This is a genomic window from Hyphomicrobiales bacterium (genome assembly GCA_002869065.1).
Classification (GTDB): domain Bacteria; phylum Pseudomonadota; class Alphaproteobacteria; order Rhizobiales; family Rhodobiaceae; genus Rhodobium.
This window is the reverse complement of sequence record PKTR01000002.1, coordinates 585,230-606,690: the sequence shown is the minus strand read 5'-3', so window position 1 is coordinate 606,690 and position 21,461 is coordinate 585,230. Positions and strand designations below refer to the sequence as shown.

The 21,461-nt window shown below is 62.7% G+C and carries 19 protein-coding genes and 2 pseudogenes; 17 read left to right on the top strand and 4 right to left on the bottom strand.

Going from position 1 to position 21,461, the window contains the following annotated elements:
• Window positions 1-48: 48 nt before the first annotated feature.
• Both C0606_06575 and C0606_06570 read right to left on the bottom strand, forming a co-directional pair.
• Window positions 49-480: a hypothetical protein gene (locus C0606_06575; protein ID PLX37915.1), complete on the bottom strand. Its 432-nt coding sequence runs from the start codon at window positions 478-480 to the stop codon at window positions 49-51.
• 103 nt (window positions 481-583) lie between these two features.
• Window positions 584-1,522 (bottom strand): recombinase XerC, encoded by a 939-nt coding sequence (locus C0606_06570; protein PLX37914.1) that lies wholly within the window; start codon window positions 1,520-1,522, stop codon window positions 584-586.
• A 187-nt stretch (window positions 1,523-1,709) separates the two neighbouring features.
• On the opposite strand from C0606_06570, the gene C0606_06565 reads away from it, so the two are divergent.
• From C0606_06565 to C0606_06550, 4 genes are all read left to right on the top strand, one after another.
• Window positions 1,710-2,192: a hypothetical protein gene (locus tag C0606_06565; GenBank protein PLX37913.1), complete on the top strand. Its 483-nt coding sequence runs from the start codon at window positions 1,710-1,712 to the stop codon at window positions 2,190-2,192.
• Window positions 2,193-2,243: 51 nt separating this feature from the next.
• Window positions 2,244-2,942: a hypothetical protein gene (locus C0606_06560; GenBank protein ID PLX37912.1), complete on the top strand. Its 699-nt coding sequence runs from the start codon at window positions 2,244-2,246 to the stop codon at window positions 2,940-2,942.
• Between the two features lie 163 nt (window positions 2,943-3,105).
• Entirely contained in the window at window positions 3,106-3,777 is a 672-nt protein-coding gene (locus C0606_06555) for a hypothetical protein (GenBank protein PLX37911.1), read from the top strand.
• Between the two features lie 3 nt (window positions 3,778-3,780).
• The gene (locus C0606_06550) at window positions 3,781-5,025 is read left to right on the top strand and encodes a hypothetical protein (GenBank protein ID PLX37910.1); all 1,245 of its coding nucleotides are present in this window, start codon (window positions 3,781-3,783) and stop codon (window positions 5,023-5,025) included.
• Between the two features lie 176 nt (window positions 5,026-5,201).
• On the opposite strand, the gene C0606_06545 is transcribed toward C0606_06550, so the two are convergent.
• The gene (locus C0606_06545) at window positions 5,202-6,227 is read right to left on the bottom strand and encodes a hypothetical protein (GenBank protein PLX37909.1); all 1,026 of its coding nucleotides are present in this window, start codon (window positions 6,225-6,227) and stop codon (window positions 5,202-5,204) included.
• Between the two features lie 718 nt (window positions 6,228-6,945).
• On the opposite strand from C0606_06545, the gene C0606_06540 reads away from it, so the two are divergent.
• The 4 genes and pseudogenes from C0606_06540 (at window position 6,946) to C0606_06525 (ending at window position 12,472) form a co-directional block, all read left to right on the top strand.
• Window positions 6,946-8,637, top strand: a complete 1,692-nt coding sequence (locus C0606_06540; GenBank protein PLX38716.1) for a hypothetical protein — start codon at window positions 6,946-6,948, stop codon at window positions 8,635-8,637.
• Window positions 8,638-8,649: 12 nt separating this feature from the next.
• Window positions 8,650-11,364 carry a hypothetical protein gene (locus C0606_06535; GenBank protein PLX37908.1) on the top strand — a complete coding sequence of 905 codons (2,715 nt, stop codon included), beginning with the start codon at window positions 8,650-8,652 and terminating at the stop codon, window positions 11,362-11,364.
• 472 nt (window positions 11,365-11,836) lie between these two features.
• Window positions 11,837-12,017: pseudogene (locus tag C0606_06530) on the top strand (glycoside hydrolase).
• Window positions 12,002-12,472 carry a hypothetical protein gene (locus C0606_06525; GenBank protein PLX37907.1) on the top strand — a complete coding sequence of 157 codons (471 nt, stop codon included), beginning with the start codon at window positions 12,002-12,004 and terminating at the stop codon, window positions 12,470-12,472. Before C0606_06530 ends, C0606_06525 begins: the two are co-directional and overlap by 16 nt.
• Window positions 12,473-12,754: 282 nt before the next feature.
• Here the strand turns inward: C0606_06525 and C0606_06520 are convergent.
• Window positions 12,755-12,886 (bottom strand): annotated as a pseudogene (locus tag C0606_06520) (IS3 family transposase).
• A gap of 67 nt (window positions 12,887-12,953) precedes the next feature.
• Here C0606_06520 and C0606_06515 point away from each other — a divergent pair.
• From C0606_06515 to C0606_06475, 9 genes are all read left to right on the top strand, one after another.
• Window positions 12,954-13,850 (top strand): LysR family transcriptional regulator, encoded by an 897-nt coding sequence (locus C0606_06515; protein ID PLX37906.1) that lies wholly within the window; start codon window positions 12,954-12,956, stop codon window positions 13,848-13,850.
• Between the two features lie 74 nt (window positions 13,851-13,924).
• Window positions 13,925-14,740: a putative hydro-lyase gene (locus C0606_06510; protein PLX37905.1), complete on the top strand. Its 816-nt coding sequence runs from the start codon at window positions 13,925-13,927 to the stop codon at window positions 14,738-14,740.
• Between the two features lie 32 nt (window positions 14,741-14,772).
• Window positions 14,773-15,807, top strand: a complete 1,035-nt coding sequence (locus tag C0606_06505; GenBank protein ID PLX37904.1) for a C4-dicarboxylate ABC transporter substrate-binding protein — start codon at window positions 14,773-14,775, stop codon at window positions 15,805-15,807.
• A 118-nt stretch (window positions 15,808-15,925) separates the two neighbouring features.
• Entirely contained in the window at window positions 15,926-16,477 is a 552-nt protein-coding gene (locus tag C0606_06500; protein ID PLX37903.1) for a C4-dicarboxylate ABC transporter permease, read from the top strand.
• Entirely contained in the window at window positions 16,474-17,760 is a 1,287-nt protein-coding gene (locus tag C0606_06495; protein PLX37902.1) for a hypothetical protein, read from the top strand. Before C0606_06500 ends, C0606_06495 begins: the two co-directional genes overlap by 4 nt.
• 6 nt (window positions 17,761-17,766) lie before the next feature.
• Window positions 17,767-18,420, top strand: coding sequence for a DUF2848 domain-containing protein (locus C0606_06490; GenBank protein ID PLX37901.1), 654 nt, complete (start codon window positions 17,767-17,769; stop codon window positions 18,418-18,420).
• 14 nt (window positions 18,421-18,434) lie between these two features.
• On the top strand, window positions 18,435-19,178 hold the full coding sequence (locus C0606_06485) for an allophanate hydrolase (GenBank protein PLX37900.1): 744 nt from the start codon (window positions 18,435-18,437) through the stop codon (window positions 19,176-19,178).
• Window positions 19,175-20,200, top strand: coding sequence for an urea amidolyase (locus C0606_06480; protein PLX37899.1), 1,026 nt, complete (start codon window positions 19,175-19,177; stop codon window positions 20,198-20,200). The genes C0606_06485 and C0606_06480 overlap by 4 nt, the downstream gene beginning before the upstream one ends.
• On the top strand, window positions 20,197-20,970 hold the full coding sequence (locus tag C0606_06475; GenBank protein ID PLX37898.1) for a hypothetical protein: 774 nt from the start codon (window positions 20,197-20,199) through the stop codon (window positions 20,968-20,970). Before C0606_06480 ends, C0606_06475 begins: the two co-directional genes overlap by 4 nt.
• The last annotated feature ends 491 nt before the right edge of the window (window positions 20,971-21,461 follow it).

The window sequence follows — 21,461 nt, the reverse complement described above, 5'->3', positions numbered from 1 at the left end:
GCCGGGACGGGTACGCGGCAAGGCGCGATCTGACGGTTCGGGCGCGGCCTATTTGCGCATCAGCATATAGCGCTTAATGCCGTCGATGGTGGTCGAAAGCGAGCGGTTCTCGACCTCGACCGACATGCGCCCGCCCATCACGTCGAGTTTGACGAAGGAGGTCGTGTAGAAGCCCTGGAAACTCCCGAGGAAGGTGGTGACGCTGCGGCGCTCCGCCCGCGTCCAGCCCCAGCTGCAATCGCGTGGATGGCAGCGCGTCTTCATGCGCATGCGCCAGGCGCCGTAGACTGGATCTTCGGGGCAGAAATATTCCAGTTCGATGGAGGAAAGTTCCCGCACCTTGGCCGACGGATTGACCCAGGTCCCGGCTTCGCTGGAGGGTACGCAGTCTTCTTCGGCCAGAACCGCACCCGCCGTCCCGGCAATCATCCCGGTAACAACGAACAGCCTTGCGGTGGCCGCGCGAACCGCCCTCAGCATCGACCCGTTTCCTCCTCTTTCCCGCAAAAAGCGTAACACAACGCCAAGCATCGCCGAAACCACGGCATTTTCGGGGCCAACGATGAGCGTGCCGCGCCGCGCCTCAGGCGCGCGGGTGCGCCTTCGAATAGATGTCGAGCAGGCGGGCCGCGTCGACGCCGGTATAGATCTGCGTGGTCGACAGGCTCGCATGGCCGAGCAGCTCCTGGATGGTGCGCAGATCGCCGCCGGCCGCCAGCAGGTGGGTGGCGAAGGAATGGCGCAGCGCGTGCGGTGTCGCGGTTTCGGCCAAGCCGAGCGCACCGCGCATGCGCTCCACCGCAAGCTGGATGATGCGTGGCGACAGCGCACGACCGCGCACGCCGACGAATAGCGGGCCATCGGCATCGAGCGCGAAGGGGCACAGCCGCAGATAGTCTTCGACCGCGCGGTTGATCACCGGCAGCACAGGCACGACGCGCGTCTTGCCGCCCTTGCCGGTGACGCGGATGGCGTCGACCCCGGATGAAGGCGCGTCGCGACGCTTCAGCCCGAGCGCTTCGGAAATGCGCAGGCCCGAGCCGTAGAGCAGGCAGAGCACGGCGGCGTTGCGCGCGGCGACCCAGGGTTCCTCGTCGAGAGCTTCGTCGGCATCGACCAGCCGCGTCGCGGCGGACGCCGGCAGCGGACGCGGCAGCGTCTTCGGCAGTTTCGGCGCCCGCACCGCCTTCAGGGCGGCGCCATTGGCGAGCCCCTTTCGCTCAAGGAAGGCAAAGAACGAGCGCACCCCGGCCAACCCGCGCGCCAGCGTGCGCGCTTCCGCCCCGCCTCGTCGGCGTCGTGCGAGATAGGCGCGGATATCGAGCGGCTTCAGATCGGCGATATCGGCAAGCGCGGGGGCGCCGCCAAGGTGACCGGCAAGGAAGGACAGGAACTGCCGCACGTCGCGCTCATAGGCATCCAGCGTCTTTTCCGCCAGCCGCCGCTCATCGCCGAGATGGCCGAGCCAGTCGTCGAGCGCCAGCATCACGTCGGGGGCGGCGATGATGAGTGGTGCGGTCATGGCGGCCTTTTGCACGCAAGCGGGAGATTCGGAAGTACGAGTCTGGCGCGGGAAGGTTGATGAAAGGTGAGGGCGAAGCGGCGCTGAATGCGCGCCAACTCTTTTGCAGCTTGCAGCCGGCATTCACACGCGCTTCGCAGACGCGCGCTAGCTTCGCGGCATCACGGGCGACAAGGGATGAGCGACGATGCGCAGGGCAGGGAACAGAGAGCGGATCTTTGCCGTGGTCGCGGCAATGGCAGCGCTCGCTTTGACGTCCGGCGCCTTCGCCGGATCGCTACGCGACAACCCGCTGCGCCATGATACCTTCGCCGCAAGCGGACTGCCGACGCCCTATTCTGCGATGGCGAACCCGTATAGCGCCGGCCCGCAGGCATTGGCGGAAGGCGCGCAGCTCTACATCGACTATTGCGCCACCTGCCACGGCCCGTCGGGACGCGGTGATGGCGAGGGCAGCACCGATCCGCGCCCGCCGAGCCTGCGCCGCAGCGATCGCGCCGCCGATGGTTCCGACGACGTCTATTTCTCCGACGGGTTTCTGATGTGGGCGATCAGCGAGGGCGGCGAGCCGATCGGCTCGCCGATGCCGCCCTACAAGCTCGCGCTCAGCGAGACCGAGCGCTGGAATCTTGTCGCCTTCATCGCCGCCGACTTCCCGCGCAGCCGCTAGTGTCGCCGCCGGGCGGTTTTCGCGCCCGCTGAATTCACGCTATCCTGCCCCATGGTCATGATCGCGCGAGCCCTGCTGTTCCTCCAGATCGTCGTCATCTCAGCGGCGGTCGGCGCGGCCGTCACCTTCTTCGGCCTGATCATCATTTCGACCGCGATGGGCGTGAGCAGCCGGGAAGGGGCGCTCGCCATGGGCGCGGCGGGCATTGCGCCGGTCGGCGGTGTGGCGGGGGCAGCGTTCGGTGCCTGGTTCGCCTGGCGGCTCATCAAGAGCCTTGAGGCCAAGGCCGTGATGGCGGCCGGCTTCGGTCTTGTTGCGCTGGTCGCGCTCGCGGTCGGCGGCTGGTTCCTTTACGAGGACCTGACCGACGGCGACCCCTACGAGCCGTACCAGGAGCCCGAGGTTCTGATCGAATGGCGCCTGCCGGAAACGGTGCCCCACGAATGGGTCGACCGGATCTACCGCTACACGATGCGCTCGTCCTACATGAACTGGACGCTCGGCACCGGCTGGGACGACCCCCGCGCCCGCGACGAAGGCGGACACACCATCCTGCGCATCGAGGGGCGCATCCGCTGGCGCGTGACCGGGCGGATTTTCCAGCTCTGGCGTGCCCCGAACCATGACGACCGCATCACCGTTGATCTCGGTCTGCCGCGCGATCCGCCGGCAACGGCGGAATACGGCCCCTGGCGCGAGGTCGAAGGCGCACCCGGCCACGCCTTCCGCGTCCGCGTCGAGCGCAACTGAACTCCTTGCCCGCCAGCCGAACCCGCAGGGTGTCGCGCGGCTCGACGAACAGATGTCATGACGTTAAAGTGCCGCCGCAACGCGCGCGCAAGACAGTGCGCCTCTCCAGAGCGCCCTTAGCGGTCGGTCGCATATCAGACACCAGAATGCAGAGATATTGGTCATGTCCAATCGTTGGCCCGACGGGTACTTCGAGAAAAACATCGCGGATCGAGTGGAAGCCGTCGGTCACCGGCAATATGTCGGCGGCTTTTCGGAGAAACTTTGGTACGAGATCGGCAAACTGCAGTATCACTTCCTGATCAGCGAAGGACTGGAACCCCGGCACGTCTTTTTTGACGTCGCGTGCGGCTCGCTGCGCCTTGGTCAGTACCTCATTCCGTACCTGCAGGACGGTCGCTATCACGGCATCGACCTTGACCAGTCGCTCATCGACAAGGGTCTGGCCGAGGAGTTCTACGCGAACATCATCGCGATGCGGAATCCACGATTCTACGTCAATGACAGCTTCGATCTCGGCGATGCGCCGAACTTCGACTACGCCATTGCGCAATCGCTGTTCACGCATCTGACGGCCGAAGACATCGGCAACTGCCTGCTGTCGATGCGCAAAAAGTGCAACGACCACAGCAAGTTCTATTTCACTTTCTTCGAAAGACAGTCCGACAAGCAAACCAACCCGGACGGGCCTTCCGACCCCAACCGCAACTGGTTCTACTCACGCGAAGAGATAGAATCCCTCGGCGCCAAGACCGGTTGGCATTGCGACTATATCGGCGAATGGCAACATCCGGCCGGGCAGCGCATCGTCCGAGCCCGTCCGGCGGGGCGTTAGGCTTTGGGACATCGGCTCGACATCGTCCATCAGGGCGACACGGTTCTGTTGTCGTCCGCCAGCACCGTACTCCTGACCGCTCCAGCCGACGATGTCGACGGGCTGTTCGAGTATGCGATGGATTTTTGCGACGAAGATCAGGGTCATATCCGGCTCTCGTCGGGCCGATACGTCCTGAAGCGACCGATTCGGGTCGACAAGTCCGTCACATTCGAAGGCGCGGGCTACGCGACGAAGCTGATCCCGCCAGCCGGCGAGTTCGCCGTCGACGTCAGGGTGACCGCCCGCAGCCCCTTGCGACGCGATATCATTCGTGACGCCACGACCTGGCTTTACAACATGGAGAACCGCACCCACGGCATCGTGATGCACAATCTGTGCATCGATGGCGAGGGGCGCGGCAAAGGCCTTTCCGTCGAGTTCCTGATGGAAGGAGTGTTTTCGAACCTGTTCATTCATCGCACCCGCGACGGCGCAGGGCTGCGTCTCGGCCCGTCGGTGATGGAGACAACCTTTCGCGACGTGCATCTGCTCGATTGCGGCACCCGCCGCGAGGCTGCCGTAAGTCTGGAGAGTCAGCCCGGCGGCGATGCCTGCAACAACGTGACCTTCCAGTCGGTCTATATCATCTTCCCGAACGGCACCGGCCTTGAGGTCGGTGCTGGAAAGGGCGCGGAAAAACCGCGGCTCATCACCTTGCGTGACTGCATGATCCACGGCTGGCTACCGTGGCAGAAAACAGCCAAGGGTCCTCTGTTGAAGATCTCTGCGCTGGACCCCGTACGGGGGCTGCGAATGTTTGGCGGCCGCGTCACCTGTGCGCACGTTGAGTTCCCCTATGTCCGGCTGATAGAGGGGGCGGCAAAGTTTCATGCCGTATCGTTTGGCGGCGGTGGAGCTAACACTGCCATTTCAACCCAGCCCGGCACGCATATCGTCGTTCGGGATTGCGACTTCCACGGCTCGCGCGCTGCGAACCGGCGGGGCGATATCGCCCATATAGCCGGTGACTTCGAATTTGACGCAAACACGTGTGAGCCGGATTGCGGCCGCCTGGTGTTCAACGAGTCCGCGCGGGGTTTCGTCAGCCACAATCGTTTCCTGAAAACCGCGGAAGGGCGCCCGCTGATCTTGCGCCATGGCGACGCGGCAAAGAATGTTGCGGTCGAGGGCAATCTCTTTTCCTGCAAACGCGACCAGGACGATGCAAACGCGGCCCAGTCCGACACGTCCTCATCGGGTGAGTGACTCGCGCTGGCGACTGATCCGTTCGAGGCCGCACCTTCGTAAACGCGGGTGTTCCCGCGTTTCGCTCTACGGAGGGCTGACAAGTCGGGTGTGCCCAACTTGAGGCAGTCAGGACGCCCGGCGGAGGTCCGCGAGCGGAGCGGGTGCCCGACCGTGAGCGAAATACACCTCACGCCTCACTGTTCCCCCAAAATCTCCCCTTTCAACCTGCACAGATCGATGATCTTGACGGTCTTTTGTTTGTAGGTGCCGTCCGTGCAGGACGTGTTGAGGTCCCTGGCCTGCCCGAAGGCGAGGCGACAGCCGTCGGGCGACGCGGCCAGATTTTCAGTGAAGCCGCTGGCAAGTTTGATCGTCTCACCGTCCGGGCGTGCGAGGAAAATGCCGGAATCGCCAATGTCCCCGTCGCGATCATATTCCCGCTTGTCGAGCGCCCAGCCAAGCGCGGTCCTTACCACCCGTGACGACTTCATCTCCGGCAGGCAGGCTTCTTCCGTCGCGCCTGTTCCCGGCACCAGACGCCAGATAGGACGGCAATCGGCACCGCGCTTCGTCCGCGCGTGTACCAGATAGCCGTCTCCGTCGGCGGAAATGCCCTCGGGTGAGACCTCGTTCTGGCTGAAGGGGAGGGGGATCGCGGCCACGTCAGCCTTTATCAGGCGGCCCGCATCTGCACTGCGCTGGCGGCCGAGATCGACCACGCCGTCGCCGGGCTTTAGCGGTACCAGTATGCGCCCTTCAAGGTTTGCCGGCCGGTCCTGATAGGCACAAATGAACCGGTTGAAGAGGCGGCTGTCTTCGTTCGTGTTGAGCGGCGTTTTCGTCATCGCGCCGGGCCTGCCGGCAACGAAGGTGGCGCCGGAGCCATCGTGCCCGGCCTGGTAGGACAGCGTGTCGGTCGCCGGCGCGTAGCAGGGATTGGTGATGTCCGCCCGGCTCAGCGTCTCCAGCCCGCCTTCGTCCGACCAGACGCTCAGCGGAAAGGTGAAGGCGGCCCAGGGATTGTCTTTCTCTGCCTTTTTGGCGTCGTATTCCATCCGCTGGAACATGAGCCGGTCATTGTCCATCCAGACGAGCCCGTAATCGACAAAGGGAACCCGGGTATCCGTCATCCACTCCTTTGGCGGCTCCTGACCGCACGCCGCAAGCACAAGCGAGAGGACGAGCGCCGGCCAGACCGGACGGGCGAAAAGGCGGGGCATTGCGAGGTTCCTCCGGCGGCGCCTGCGGAATATCAAACACCAGTTTGCATCGCTCGCGGGCCCGTCGCACTGAAATCGGTCAATCACGCGCCGGTCGGTTTTTCCGGTAACCGGAAAGATGAACAAGCCGATGGAGCATCGTGGAATTCGGCAACAAAGTGAAAAATGTATCGGGCTCCAAGAAACCGAAGTGGTTCTTGAGTCGGCAACAATTCAACTAGCCGCCAATCAATCGAAAAGCCGCAGAATAAATTCCCCAAAGTAAGCTCTTGTGCAAATTGCAAAGTTAAACTAAGCAGTTAGACGGGGCACGCTGCGCGTCAATATGACGCGCCAAGAATGGGGCATCGCGGTGGCGAAATCATACTGCGTTTCGGGCGTGGCATTGCCGCGCCTGCGGAATTCTCGTCGATTTTCCACACTCCGGTTCAAACAGACGCGAACCGCCGTCGCTCAGATCGGGCTTCTGGGCTGCGCGGCTCTGGTCGGATTGTGCATCTCGCCACCCGTTTCCAATGCCCAGTCGGCGTCCGGCGCTGCCAAGATCATCCAGCCGGGTTTCAAGGCCGAGACCGGCTTCTCGGGAAGCTGGATACCGGGCCTGGAAAACGGCTTTCCGCCCGGCGTCAATCCCGACGACGAGGTCTTCATCGATCCGGCGAAGGCCAGCCTGCGCGTCTTTGACGTCACCAATCTTGGGGCAGCGGCTTCCGGCCAGCTGGTTCACACGCCGCCGCCATTCGAGGTGAAGGCAGGTGTCATCGGCCAGGTTTTCGGCCTTGCCTATGACGATGGCCGCGGTCTCGACGGGTCCGCGCCGGTCGGCACCTCGCCAAACCTCTATGCCACCGCAACATCGTTCTTCGGCATCCAGATCGTCGCGCCTGACGCAGACGCGGATGGACGACCGGAGCGGCTGCGCAATGGCCAGCCCGGCGCGACCTTCATGGAAGCGCAGTTCGGCGCCGCCGATGCTGGCCCGGGCGCGATCTGGAAGATCGACGGCACGACCGGCTCCGTGTCGTTGTTCGCGCGCGTGCCGAGCAACAGCGGTCCGGCCTTCGGCAACATCGCCTTCGATGGCCGTCACCGGCAGTTCTTTGTCTCGGACCTCGACAACGGGCTGATCTGGCGTTTCTCCATCGATGGAAAACTGCTCGATTCCTACGATCACGGTACGGTTGGACGACCTGCCGCCGGCGCGGCTCCGCTCGCCGATGACGGCTCGATCATGAATATCTTCAATCCCGCCTTCGACAGCCAGAACCCGGACACGTTCGGCTACACCCAGGACGCCCGCCGCGTCTACGGCCTCGCCGAATACCGCGGTCGGCTCTACTACTCCGTCGGCACGACCGCGCAGATCTGGTCGGTCGGCCTTGCCGCCGACGGCGCCGTGCTCGGTGATGCGCGGTTGGAAATCGACCTCCCGTCCGGTGGCCAGCCTGTCGGTAAGGGCGCGGTCACGGATATCGCGTTCGACAGCGAGGGCATGATCTATCTCGCGCAGCGCGGCGCGCTACGGAACGCCTACGACTATTCCAGTTTCGCCGACGCCGGTGGAAGTGCGGTTCTGCGTTACTACGAAGCCAATAACGGCAACCCGCAGGCGCCTGTTTGGGTGCAGGTTCCGCAAAGCTACGCAATCGGCGCGCAGAAGCCCCACCGGCGTTCGACCGGCGGCATCGACCTGCAATACGGCTATCACGACGACGGCCGGATCGATCGGCGCAGCTGTGAGGCGACCTTTTTCGCGACCGGCGACGACTTGATGAATGACGGCTCGATTGTCGCCAATCCCAGTCAGGCGCCGCAACCCTCGGTGCACGGCACGCAGCTGACCGACAAGACGCTCGTGCAGCCATACAACGAGCCGCCCGGGGGAAGCTGGTTCTTCGATTTCGACGGCGAGACCATCGATCCGCATTTGACCGGTCACGTCGGCGATGTGGAAGTCTGGCGCCCGTGCGAGCCCCGGCCCGGCACGCCGTCCGGTTACGACCGCTATGGCTGGTATGATCCGGGCGTGCCGTTGATCATCCTTATTCCGGGCCCTCCGGGAACGCCCCGTAACGCCTGCCTGAAGCCGGAACAGGTGTATTTCAATTGCAGCCCGACCGGCGAACTGGTTGCCGATATCTATTTCGGCGATTCCGGTTTGCCGACGGCGAATTCGTTGAGCGTGAGCGTCAACACGCCCGGTATCACACTCTGGCCCGCGACCCCGCTAAACCGGCTGTCTCCGAGACACAGTTTCAGGTTCCAACTCGGCAAAACCTGGCCTGGTGACAGGGTCAGTCTCGATCTGTGCCTGTTCGACGGGACCACGGCTCAGCCGGGAATCTCCCATCCGTGTTGCAAGGCGACTGTCGAGATCCAGACGCCGACCAACCTGTTTTGCAAGCCGTAAGGGGAGACTGTGATGAAGCATCTTCGTTCGCTTTTCGTCTGTGTCGCCCTGATGGGTCTGGCGGTTATCCAGGCCAACGCGCAAGGCGCAGCACAGGTTCAGAACATCAGCGTTCTGCCGCTGGTCACCAGCAACTTCCCGCCGCCGGGAGCCGATCCCGCGGCGCCACTGCCGGCGGCGCCCTACAACATTTCCTTCAAGAAATCGGGCCGTCAGGCGAGCTGCGACTATGTCAGCCTCGTCGCCCGCCTGCAGCTCGATTTCAAACCCGGCCTGTTGGCTGATGCGCAGTTTCTCAACAGTGTCAGCACCGTCCGGTTTGATTTCGCCGACACCCTGCCGGCCGGACTGCATGTCGAACGCGTGCATCTTTCCGGCGATATTCTCGCCATCCCCGCAACGATCAATCAGGTGGCGGGCAATCCGGCTGAAGTGACCATCGCGGGCATTCAGTTCGATCCGGCGGCTCTGACGCCGACCCAGTCGGCCTTGTCGTTCGAGGTGGCGATCGACGCGCGGATCGACCGCGCGGCTTTTGCGGCGCCTTCCGTCATCGATACGCAGGCGACGCTCGCCATTTCGACCTCGTTCGGCCCCTATGCCGCCATGCAGTCGCACGATGCGGGGCAGCCCGAGGATGGCGACCAGCTTTCCGGCCAGCCGACCTCGGTGCTTGTCGACCTTACCGGTTGTCCGGACATCGCACAGACCGTTGCTTCCGGCGGTGCCGGATCGTCGGGCGTGAGCGGAACCGGCGGCTCGGGACCTGGCTCGACGACGGTGATCATCGGCGTTGGCGGGACCAACCCGGCAGCGCCCATGATGCCGCCCGTTGGGGGCGACGCCTGCTTCGAGCTCATCGAAGGCGAGATCGCGTGTTCCACCAACGGCACGTACATCTACCGCATGCCCGTTGGCCCGGAAATGGCCGGCAGGACCGTCTCCTTCGCGGCGCAGACGCCGGGTGTCTGGGTCGATCCGCCGAAACAGGTCGTCCCGGTCGGCGGTGCGACGCTTGAATGGACGATCAGCGGCACGCAACCCGGCATGACGCTGTCCTTCGAGGTAACGGGCGAAACCAGCTACAACGGGCCCGCACAAGGCTGGGGCTTGTGCTGCACGCGTCTGATCGAGATCGTCGTGCCGGTGGATGAGTGTCCCGAACCGCCGCTGCCGCCCTTGAAGGTGGAAAAATCGCCGGCAAATTGTCCCGTCGGGGCAACGGAATGCACGTTCCGCATGACGGTCACCAATCCGGGGCCGAATTCCTATTCCGGTCCGATTGCGCTGGTCGACAATCTGACCCAGGGAGGAGCCTCTCTCGCCGCACTGCCCGCCGCGCCATGGAGATGCAGCAGCCCGACCACACCCGTCATCTGCGGTCACCCGCAGGTGACCCTTGCGGCAGGTCAGACGCTGTCTCTCGATTTGACGCTGACCGGCCTGACGGCTGAACAACGCGAGGATGCGGTCAACTGCGCACGGTTGGATATCGGATTGGCCGACGCGCAACTTCCCCCCGGGCTCCGGCTGCTGTCGAGTAGCGACTGCGTCTATGCGTTCGTTCCGGAAGAACCGTTGCCGCCGGAAGAGCGCGACCCGCCAAAACTGACTGTGGTCAAAACGCCGAAAGCGTCGACCTGCTCGCCGAGCGGCTCATGCGCTTTCACCTTCGAGATCACCAATGAAGGCGGTTCGACCTATTCCGGCCCGATCAACTTCGCCGATCGGACGGCGCCGGGGCTGGGTGCGAGCATCCATGCCGGGTCGGGATTCTACGATTGCGCCGCGAACGGTCCTGACAAGCAGACATGTGTGAGCAAGCAGGACGTGACCCTGCCGCCGGGTGCCAAGATGCAGGTGTCGTCCTGGATCAAGGTGGATCCTGCCACCATCAGCCAGAGCGGTCTGCAATCCGTGCCCAACTGCGCGTCCTTGCTGATACCGGGCGTGGCCGATGGGTTGGAGTCCTGCGCGACGATGGGCCTGCCGCCTATCGTGCCGCCGGCCGATGTCGAGGAAGACCCGAAGCCGCCCGTCGACGCCGTGCGGATGCCCCCTCCGGTTCAACCGCGGGCGCCGGTCGCCTTGCAGCCGCGAACGCCGGCTCCGGTCCAGCTTCAGCCGCGCCAGCCGGAACCCAGCGCGCCGGTTGCCTTGCAGCCACGCACGCCGGCCCCGGTCCAGCTTCAGCCGCGCCAGCCGGAACCAGACGCACCGGTTGCCTTGCAGCCACGCACGCCGGCTCCGGTCCAGCTGCAGCCGCGCCAGCCTCAGGCGGTTGTGCCGCCCGTGCCGGGGGCGCCTGTCGCTCTTCAGCCGCGCACGCCGGCTCCCGCGCCGACGGCGGTGCCGAACAACTGCCCTGCCACCATGGTGATGAGCGCGGACGGGCGATGCGTTTGCCCGGCCGGTTCCACCTATGATGTGCGCACGCGCAGTTGCGGTGGTGCGGTCAACGTGCAGACGGCTCCGGTTGCCCCGCCGCCGTCCGTTGGGGTTCCGTCGGTCAAGGCGCCGGCGCCCGTCGCCCGGCCCGCGGTCACGCCGAAGCCGAGCGTCAAAACGAAGAAGAAGACCACGGTGAAATCCACCAGGAAGAAGAGCCCGAGCAAGAAGCAGCGGCAGCAGAGCCAGAAGAAGCGGAGCAATCCGGGCGCCGATGCCGAGGCTATCGGGAAAATCTTCAATGGCATCATGCAGATGCAACGTCCGCCAGCAGAATGAGCAGATTCAAGACGCCGCTACGGTGAGTGGCGGCGTCGAGAACTCCATCGACAGAAAATGAAAGCCAGCGCCGTATGTCACGGCGCTGGCCAAAGCAAGGAAAACGCTTATGGGTCGTTTCAGGGCACTGCTTTTGTCCAGTCTTGTTGTTGTCGCGTTCAATACGGCGGCTCACGCCGGTGTTCGCGACGAAACGATATGCGGCTGGATCGAAATGGAAGGCCAATACTATATCGCCCTGACCGATGCCTTTGACACCTACGTCCTTTCCAACGATGTCGGCGCCATTTCCGGCATCGAGGCGATCCAGATCAGCAATAACGGCGCGGGATGGCGGGACCCGAACGCGCGCGAGTCCCGCTATTGCGGATGTGTCGGCGCAACGTTCAACGGCGCCGAATTGATGAAGGTCTACAATTTCAAGCAAAAGCAGATTTCGGCCTGCTTCAATGATCCGAAATTGCCGAAATACGGGGCAGCCACGTCGGCGCCTGCCGCTCCGGCGCCTGCAGCTCCGGCCCCGGCGCCTGCCGCGCCTGCACCGACTTATGCCGCACCGGCGCCGGCCGCGCCGGCGCCAACCTATGCGGCGCCAACCTATGCCGCGCCTGCTCAGCCGGCCGGGAGCACCGGCGCGTTGCTTTCCGGCGGCTATGTTCGCCTGACCACGATGTTCCGCGAGAGCGCCGGCGAATGTCTTGAGGGCAATCAGTTCAATGGTGGATCGCACGGCGGCGCGGCTTTCATGGAACGATGCCAGGATATTTCCAGCCAGGTCTGGAAGGCGCTCGATCAGGGCAACGGCTATTTCCGTCTGACCACGATGGCTCGCGAGAGCACGAACGAATGCCTGGAGGGCAACCAGCTCAACGGTCCCAGCCGGCAGGGAGCGGCCTTTATGGATCGCTGTCAGAACGTCTCGGGACAGCTGTGGAAGGCGACCGATCAGGGCAATGGCTATTTCCGCCTGACCACGATGTTCCGCGAGAGCGCCGGCGAATGCCTGGAGGGCAACCAGATGAATGGTCCTTCCCGGGCGGGAGAGGCCTTCATGGATGCCTGCCAGAACGTCTCGGGCCAGTTGTGGAAGGCCACTCCGTACCGCTGACGCATCGGCGCTGACCGACAGGATGCCCGGTCAGGCCGCCCCTGCCACTGGCGCTGAGCGTAGCGAGACTGTCGTGAGCGAGATGATGGCGTAGCCCAGCGTCCGACGGGACGCCGGCCGGTCAGGCCGCCCCCGCGGAGACGTCGAGCAGGGCGAGACTGTCGTGAGCGAGATAATAGCGCGCCTAGATGGTGACTGTTCGAAACGCTTTGCGACTGGGAACCACCCTGGAGCACTTGGGATCTGACGATGAGCGCGCCCGTTTAGCTATTGAGGCTGCAGCCGAATCCACCTGCGCAACACGTTCCCATGAACATCAAGATCTGGAGCAGCCCGGGCGACTGACACGCTCCGCTCCCTGACCAAGTTCACCGCCTCGAGCTTGAACTCGGGACTGAACTGTCGTCTCATCATCTCTGCGCTCCTGTCTCCAAAACACCTTGTCTTAGTGTCCTCGAAACCGGCAGCAGGCCAAGCCGCGATGACCCGAATAAATATCGAACAACTCAGAACGTTTCTTGCAGTCGTCCGTCACGGCGGGGTGCGAAAGGCGGCGCCGACACTCAATCTGACCCAACCTGCCGCCACCGCCCGGATCAAGAACCTTGAGGAAACACTAGCCTGTAAATTATTCGAAAGGCGCTCGGGAGGGATGCGGCTGACCAAGCGGGGGGAATTGCTGCTGGCCCATGCCGAGAAATTCGAGCATCTGGCCGAACTGGTTGAGCGCGATGTCGTCGACCCGGCAGGGATAGAGGGACGGCTGCGCCTTGGCGTGTCCGAGACCATCGCCCAGTGCTGGTTGCCGGATCTGGTGTCGCGACTACATGCGCTTTACCCCCGGTTGGAGATCGAGTTCAACGTCGACATCTCGGTGAACCTGCGCGAAGGCCTGATGAACCGCGAAATTGACCTCGCGATCCTTCTCGGGCCCATTTCCGAGCACAAGGTCAACAACATCGAACTGCCTGGATTTGATCTGGCCTGGTATGCAGCGGCATCACGGAGTGATCGGGTCGACGTTGCCGATCTGACGCGCCCGGTTTTAACCTACGCGCGCAACACCCGACCTTTCCGGGAGTTGAAAGAAATGCTGTTCGAACGTGTCGGACCGGATGTTTCGCTTTTCCCGTCGTCGTCTCTGTCGGCGTGCTTCCGATTGGTTGAGGCTGACTTGGGTGTTGCCGTTCTGCCCCGCGCTTTGGGGGAGGAGTATGTCCGCGCCGGACGCATTACCGAATTTGATCCGGGCTGGGTGCCTTCACCCCTGCAATTCACGGCCTCCTATCTGGGCGAACCCAGAAGCCACCTGGTCGAGATGGCGGCCAAGACGGCTTTGGATGTTGCCGCAGAATATACTAGTGATAAAAATATTTGATCGAAATCGACAAAAATATTCGATTTGATCTTATAGATTAGATTTGTGAACCTCCTGGTAACGGAGGGGCACCTGTGAGCACAACATACGAACAATTGCAGGCCTGCGCGTTGCCCGAGCAGCGTGCCGCGATCCGCGCTGGACGCTATCGTTCGCACACTGCCGGGCTGGGGCGAGGGTATCTGCAAGCGAACCTCGCGATCATGCCTGAGGCCTTTGCGCTTGATTTCATGCGCTACTGCCAGCGCAATCCCAAGCCATGTCCCCTGACAGGCGTCAACGACACCGGCGATCCGATGATGGCGACCATGGGCCGGGATATCGATATCCGGACGGACGTTCCTGCCTACAACATTTATCACGACGGCAAGCTGACCGGTTCGACCAACGACATCCGCCACATCTGGCAGGACGATCTCGTGGCTTTCGCGCTTGGCTGTTCCTTCACCTTCGAGCATGCACTGATGCGTGCCGGGGTGCCGGTCTGGCATATCGAGAACAATACGACTGTGCCCATGTTCCGCTCGAACATCGACACAGTGCCTGCCGGACCATTTGCCGGCAAGATGGTCGTTTCGATGCGAGCCGTGCCCGAGGAACGACTGGGAGAGGTGGTGGAAATCTCGCGCCGCTTCCCCCTGGCGCATGGCGCACCGGTCTATTGGGGCGATCCTGCCGGGATCGGCATCAGCGATTTATCAAAGCCTGAATGGGGTGATCCGGCCCCGGTCAACCCCGGCCAAGTGCCGATGTTTTGGGCCTGCGGTGTGACCCCGCAAGTGGCACTCGAGGCAGCGCGTTTGCCGCTGTGCATCACGCACAAACCCGGTCACATGCTGATCACCGATGTGGCCGAGGACGCCGAAGTGCCGGTCCTGACTTTCACCTGAGACAGAGTAGTCGATCCAACAAGGAGACCGAAATGAAACGTATCTCAGCATTCCTTGCAGTCACCATGGCGCTTGCAACGCCGGCCATGGCCGAAGACCTGTCGGTCGTCGGAAGCTGGTCTGGCCTGCCGCTGCACAAGCAGTTCGAAGCACCTTTCTGGAGTGAAACGCTTCCGGCTGCTTCGGGCGGCAAGATTAACGTCAACCTCACGACGCATAACCAGATGAACCTTGGCGTGGGCGATGTCTTCCGCCTCCTGGGCGATGGTGTCTACGATGTTGCCATGACGGTGGCCGACTATGCCGTGGCCGATGCGCCCGAGCTTGAGGGCCTTGATGTGCCGCTTCTGGCGCTGACTGCCGACGAGGCGCGCGCCATGGTCGATGCGGCGCGCCCAATGGTGGCCGATATTTTCAAGGCGCGTTTCAACAGTCACGTGCTGGCCATCGCGCCCTATCCGCCGCAAGTGGTGTTCTGCAACGCCGAAATCAGCGAACTGGCGGATTTGAAAGGCCTGAAAGTGCGCGCCTCCGGCCGCATGACCGCCAAGTTCCTTGAAGCGCTTGGCGCCGAGGGCGTGAACGTCGGCTTCTCGGAAGTGCCGGGTGCGCTTCAGAAAGGCGTTGTTGACTGCGCCGTGACGGGGGCTGGCTCGGGTTACTCCGCTGGCTGGTGGGAAGTTTCGACCCATCTGATGCCGATCCCTCTCGGCGGCTGGGACAGCGTCGTGACCGCGATCAACATGGACAAGTGGAACAGCCTTGATGCTGACACCCAGGCGCTGATCACCGAGCAGGTCGCAACCAAGTTCGAAGGCCCGGCCTGGGAAACAGCGCAAGACGCCCTGGTCAACGATATTGCCTGTCTGACCGGCAATGGCGAATGCCCTGCCGGTGAGGCGCGCGGCATGAAGCTGGTCGAGGTCTCGGACGCCGACTTCGCCAAGGCACGTGACGTTCTGGTGGGTGAGGTTCTGCCCGACTGGGCCGAACGCGCGGGCGGCGACTGGGTCGAGCGCTGGAATGCCAGCGTGGGTGCCACAGTCGGCGTGACCATCGCGAAATAAGACATTTGGGATGGGTGCGCCAAGCGCCCATCCCTATCGCCGATCTGTTGGGTTTGCGGCTACCTGAGCGCGGCGCGAATTCTCTGTTTTCAGCCAAGCGAAGAACCAGAGGGGCCACATGGAACTGATTGTTCTTGATAGACTTCGTAACCTGAACAGGCGGATTGCCATCCTGACCGGGATCGTTCTTCTGGGATGCGCTGGCATTGTCCTTCTGGATATCCTCTTGCGCCGGTTTGGATCTTCCTTTGGCGGCACTGACGAGATTTCCGGCTATGTAATGGCGATTGCCACCTCCTGGGGCATGGCTTTCACGCTGCTTGAACTCGGTCACGTGCGCATCGACATCGTGCGCTCGCGCACCGGCAAGAAGGGCCGCGCGATCTTTGACCTCTTCGCGATGGCGATGATGGCAGGAACCGTCACCTTGATCGCTGTCAGATGCTGGCCCGTGCTGTCCCGTTCTCTGGCCAATTCGTCGCGCGCGAACACGCCCTTGGAAACCCCGCTCGCCTGGGTGCAAACGCCCTGGTTTGCGGGCTGGGTCTGGTTCGCTGTCGTCTCGTGGCTGACGCTGATTGCAGCGGTCATGTTGGTTGTAAAAGGCCGGTTCGAGGATTCCGAAGCCGCCATCGGTTCCTTTGGCGAGGAAGGGGAACTGTTGAAATGATCGGCTATCTTTCCATCGGGCTGCTTGGCCTTTTGACTCTGTCGATCCCGGTTGGCATCGTCCTGTTCCTTCTGGGCTTTGGCGTCGATGCCTTCTTCAGCCCCTTTCCCTTGATCAAGGGCCTCGGCAATCAGGTCTGGTCGACATCGAATAACGCAACCCTGATTGCGATTCCCTTCTTCGTGCTTCTGGGCGAGATACTGGTGCGTTCCGGCATCGCCACGCGCACCTATGCCGCGCTTGACCGCTGGGTCTCGTGGCTGCCGGGCGGTCTCGTCCACGCCAATGTGGCCACGGCGACGATGTTCTCGGCCACCTCGGGCTCATCCGTTGCAACCGCAGCGACTGTCGCCACAGTTGCCATGCCGCAGGCTGAAAAGCTGGGCTATGACCAAAAGCTCTTTTCCGGCGCCATCGCTGCGGGCGGCACCTTGGGCATCATGATCCCGCCCTCGATCAACCTGATCGTTTATGGCTTTCTGACTCAGACATCGATACCTCGCCTGTTCCTGGCCGGACTTGTCCCGGGGGTCGCACTTGCCCTTGGCTTCATGGCCATCACCATCCTGATCTGCTCGGTGCGCCCGTCGCTGGGCGGCACGCGGCGCGTCTTTCCCTTCCCGGAAATGCTCCGCGCGCTCGTGCAGCTCATCCCGATTGTGCTGCTCTTTACGATCATCATCGGCACAATTTACAAGGGCTGGGCCACCCCGACCGAGGCTGCCGCCGTGGGTGTCGCGGGGGCGGTTCTGATCGCGGCATTTTTCGGTGGTATCAGCGTCAAGATGTTCACCGAAAGCATTCTGGGCACCATCAAGATCACCTCGATGATCATGCTGGTGGTGATCGGTGCATCGTTCCTGAACTTCACGCTCGCGTCGGCCGGATTGGGCCGCGAGTTGGAGGCATTCCTGAATGGTCTGGGCCTCTCGCCTCTGGGCACGATCCTGGTCGTGGTTCTGATCTACATCGTCCTCGGCTTCTTCATCGAGACGTTGTCGCTCATGGTCGTCACCATACCCATCATCGTGCCGCTTGTTGTGGCGCAGGGTTATGACCCGATCTGGTTCGGCATCCTGATGATTGTGCTGATCGAAATGGCGCTGATCACGCCGCCGGTCGGGCTGAACCTCTACGTCGTTCAGGGCGCAAGGAAATCGGGCACAATGAACGAAGTGATGCTCGGCAGCATTCCCTATGTGGTGGCGATGCTGATCATGGCGGGCCTGCTGATCGCCTTCCCTGCCATCGCGCTCTATCTGCCATCGGTGCTTGGAGCCTGACACGTCATGCGGTTTTCGATCGACGAGAGGGTGATCACTGCCCAGATCAATCAACTGATTGTCGCCGGTTGGACGGGGCGGGACCCGGAGGCGGTTCAGCACCATATTGACGAATTGGCGGCTCACGGGATCGCTGCGCCCAGTCAGGTGCCGCTGTTCTACCGGGTTTCGGCCTCGCTGCTGTCGCAGTCGGATCAGATCGAGGTTCTGGGGGAGGACACCTCGGGCGAGGTTGAGCCGTTTCTCGTCAAACTGGAAGGTGATTTGTACCTTGGACTGGGCTCCGATCATACGGATCGGGACCTTGAAGCTGTGTCTGTCGCTGCCTCGAAACAGGCCTGCCCGAAACCCGTCGCCGACCGGCTCTGGCGGTTCGAAGAGGTTTTGCCCCATCTCGACCGACTGGCCCTTAGATGCGAAATCGAAGAGGACGGCCAGTGGGTGACCTATCAGGATGGAACGCTGCAAGGTATCCGGCCGCTGGCGGATCTGGCGGCAAGTGTGGGCCTTGCCGATGGGCAGGCGATGCTCTGCGGGACCCTTGGTGCCATTGGCGGCGTGCGGCCCGCGACCGCCTACAGAATGCACCTTGTCGATCCCGTTCTCGGTCGCACGCTTGATCTTGCATATCGCGTCCAAACCTTGCCTGTGGTCGCCTGAGGGAGGCCCACCCGTTGTCCGAGTCTCCCAAACCCGCATCGCCACAGGTCCGGACCGCAGGGTATGACGGTTTTGTCGTCAGCTTTGGAGATCGCCTCAGCGACGCGGCGAACAGCGCCGCCCTGGCCTTTCGAGATGCTGTCTCGGCTGCGGGCTGGGAGGGAGTCGAAGAAAGTTCGACGTCGCTTGTCTCGGCCTATCTGCGATTTGATCCACTTGTCCGGGATCACGATGCTATGCGCGCGGCACTGGAAGGGTTGCTGCAGGAGCGCGACTGGTACGCTGCCCCGCTTCCCACCGGGCGCAGGCTCTGGCGGGTGCCGACCGTCTTTGGCGGCGATGCGGCACCGCAACTTGCCGAGGCGGCAAAGCTGGCCGGGCTCAGCGAGGCCGAGGCCATTGCCTCGTTCTCGGCCATGCGGGTTCGCGTGCAGACCATCGGTTTCGCACCGGGCATGCCCTATCTGGGCGAACTGCCGCCCGAATGGGACATACCCCGCCAGACCGAACTCACGGCGCAAGTCCCCGCAGGCGGACTTTGCGTGGCGATCCGCCAGCTTGTCCTTTTCCCGGTCGCCACCCCTACCGGCTGGCGCCACATCGGCCAGACCGCGCTCAAGTTGTTCCGTCCGAACTCCTCCGAACCGTTTCTGTTGCGCCCTGGCGACGAGGTGCTTTTTGAGCCCATAGACCCCGACGCGCTTGCCGCACTGCAAGACGACGAAAACGGCGGCGCAACCTCTGAGGTGATCGCGTGAGCCGCGCCTTGATCGTTCACCGCACGGGGCCGGGCGTCACCGTGCAAGACCTCGGTCGGCCGGGTTATCTTGCTTTTGGGCTGTCGCGTGGCGGGGCTGCCGATCGGTTGGCGCTGGATGAAGGGGCCGCTCTTTTAAGGCAGAAAAGCACCCGCCCAGCGCTGGAAATGGCCAGTATGGGCGGCGATTTCGAAGCCACCGAAGACATGCGCATCGCACTGACCGGCGCGCCAATGCGCGCCAGCATCGACGGCGCCCGGGTCGTCTGGAACGCCAGCCATCTCTTGCCCAAGGGCGCGTGTCTGTCGATTGGGGCAGCCGAGACGGGCACCTACGGTTACCTGCATCTGGGCGGAGGGCTTGAGATCCCACAGCGTCTGGGCGCATGTAGCGCGCATCTGGCCGCTGGGCTTGGTACGCCGGTAAAACCTGGCGATCGCCTTGCCGTGGGCCACGATGGCCAAGACGTGGTGGGAATGAAGCTTGACCCCGAGGACCGGTACGGCGGCGGAACCGTTCGGATCGTTTCAAGTCTCCAGACAGGTCTTTTCGCGTCTGACGCGTTGGCGCGTTTTGAAGCGACGACGTTTAAAAGGGATCCACGCGGTAACCGCATGGGCGTGCGCCTTCTCCCCGAGGGCGGCGGCTTTGGAAGCGACACCGGCCGGAGTGTTCTGTCCGAAGTGATTGTTCCCGGCGACATCCAGATCACCGGTGACGGCATACCGTTTGTCCTGCTATGCGAATGTCAGACAACCGGCGGCTATCCCCGGATCGGCTCGGTTCTGCCGGCCGATCTGCCGCGTGTTGTCCAGGCCCGACCCGGCGAACTCCTGCGGTTCACGTTCGTGACGCTGGACGAGGCAGTCGCGATCCAGAGGCGGAACATGGAATCCACCAATGCGCTGGTGAAAAAACTGACGCCTCTGATCCGCGACCCCGCGACAATAGCCGATTTGCTGTCCTATCAATTGGTCAGCGGCGTGACTTCCGGCGATGACCTTGAGCGAGGTGGAGCATGATCAAAAGCGTCGACCTAAACGCGGATATGGGAGAGAGCTTCGGCCCATGGGTCATGGGCGACGATCTGGCCCTTTTGGACATCGTCACTTCGGCCAACATCGCCTGCGGCCTGCACGCAGGTGATCCGGATGTGATGGCCAAGACGATTCAGGTCGCAAACAACCGCGGTGTTGGCATCGGCGCCCATCCCGGCTTTGCCGATCTTCAGGGCTTTGGGCGCCAGCGCATCTCGTTGCCGGGTGAGAGCCTTGGAAATCTGATCCGCTATCAGGTCGGGGCGGCTGAAGGTATGGCGCGCTCGGTCGGGGCGGACCTTCGGCATCTGAAACTGCACGGGGCGCTTGCAAACATGGCTTCGGAAGACAAGGCCTTGGCGCTGACGTGCTACCGCGCGGCGCTGTCGGTTGCGCCGGGCCTCATCGTCATGGTTTTGGCTGGCACGGCGCAAGAAGCCGCCGCACGCGAGTTGGGCTGCGCGGCGGCCTGTGAAATCTTTGCCGACCGGGCCTACAACGACGATGCGACATTGGTCCATCGCAGCCAACCCGGAGCCGTGATCCACGACGCGAACCGCGCGGCCGCCCGCATGGTAGAGATGATCCACGCGGGCGCGATCATCACGGAAAGCGGCAAACACATTCCGACCCGCATCGACACGATCTGTCTGCATGGCGACACGCCTGAGGCCGTGGAAATCGCCAGATCGACAAGGAAGGCCTTGGAGGAGGCTGGTAATACGGTCGGCCAGTTCCGAGGAAGAACACTTTGAAGGACGGATTGGGATAGTCGATCCGGGTCAGGCAAGCCGGAACCCTCGGCTTGATAGGCCGCGCATTGATGATCTGGTGAATACTCGGCGCTGTCGCAAATCAAGGTTCCGGAAGTAGTTTGCATCGCCGAACGAAATCGGATTCGGGACACAGCCCGTCCATGGCAAGTTCACGCCCGCGATGCAGCGCATCGTCCCGCTCAAACGCATCTATGGACCTGGTCCGCAAGGCGTCGACTAAGCAGGTCTGGTGGTGACTATGTGGTTCCTTTTCCAAAGGAGCCATTTTCATATTTCATATAAGCTATTGGGAAATATGGCGCACCCGAGAGGACGAAGTCCGAACCCAGTCGAGCAATCGGGAAGCTATTCGAACGTAGTGAGAATGGCGCACCCGAGAGGATTCGAACCTCTGACCTCTGCCTTCGGAGGGTGAAATTTTCTTATTCCCCGGCTTTACCCGTAATATCTGGATTTTACGTAACATATTG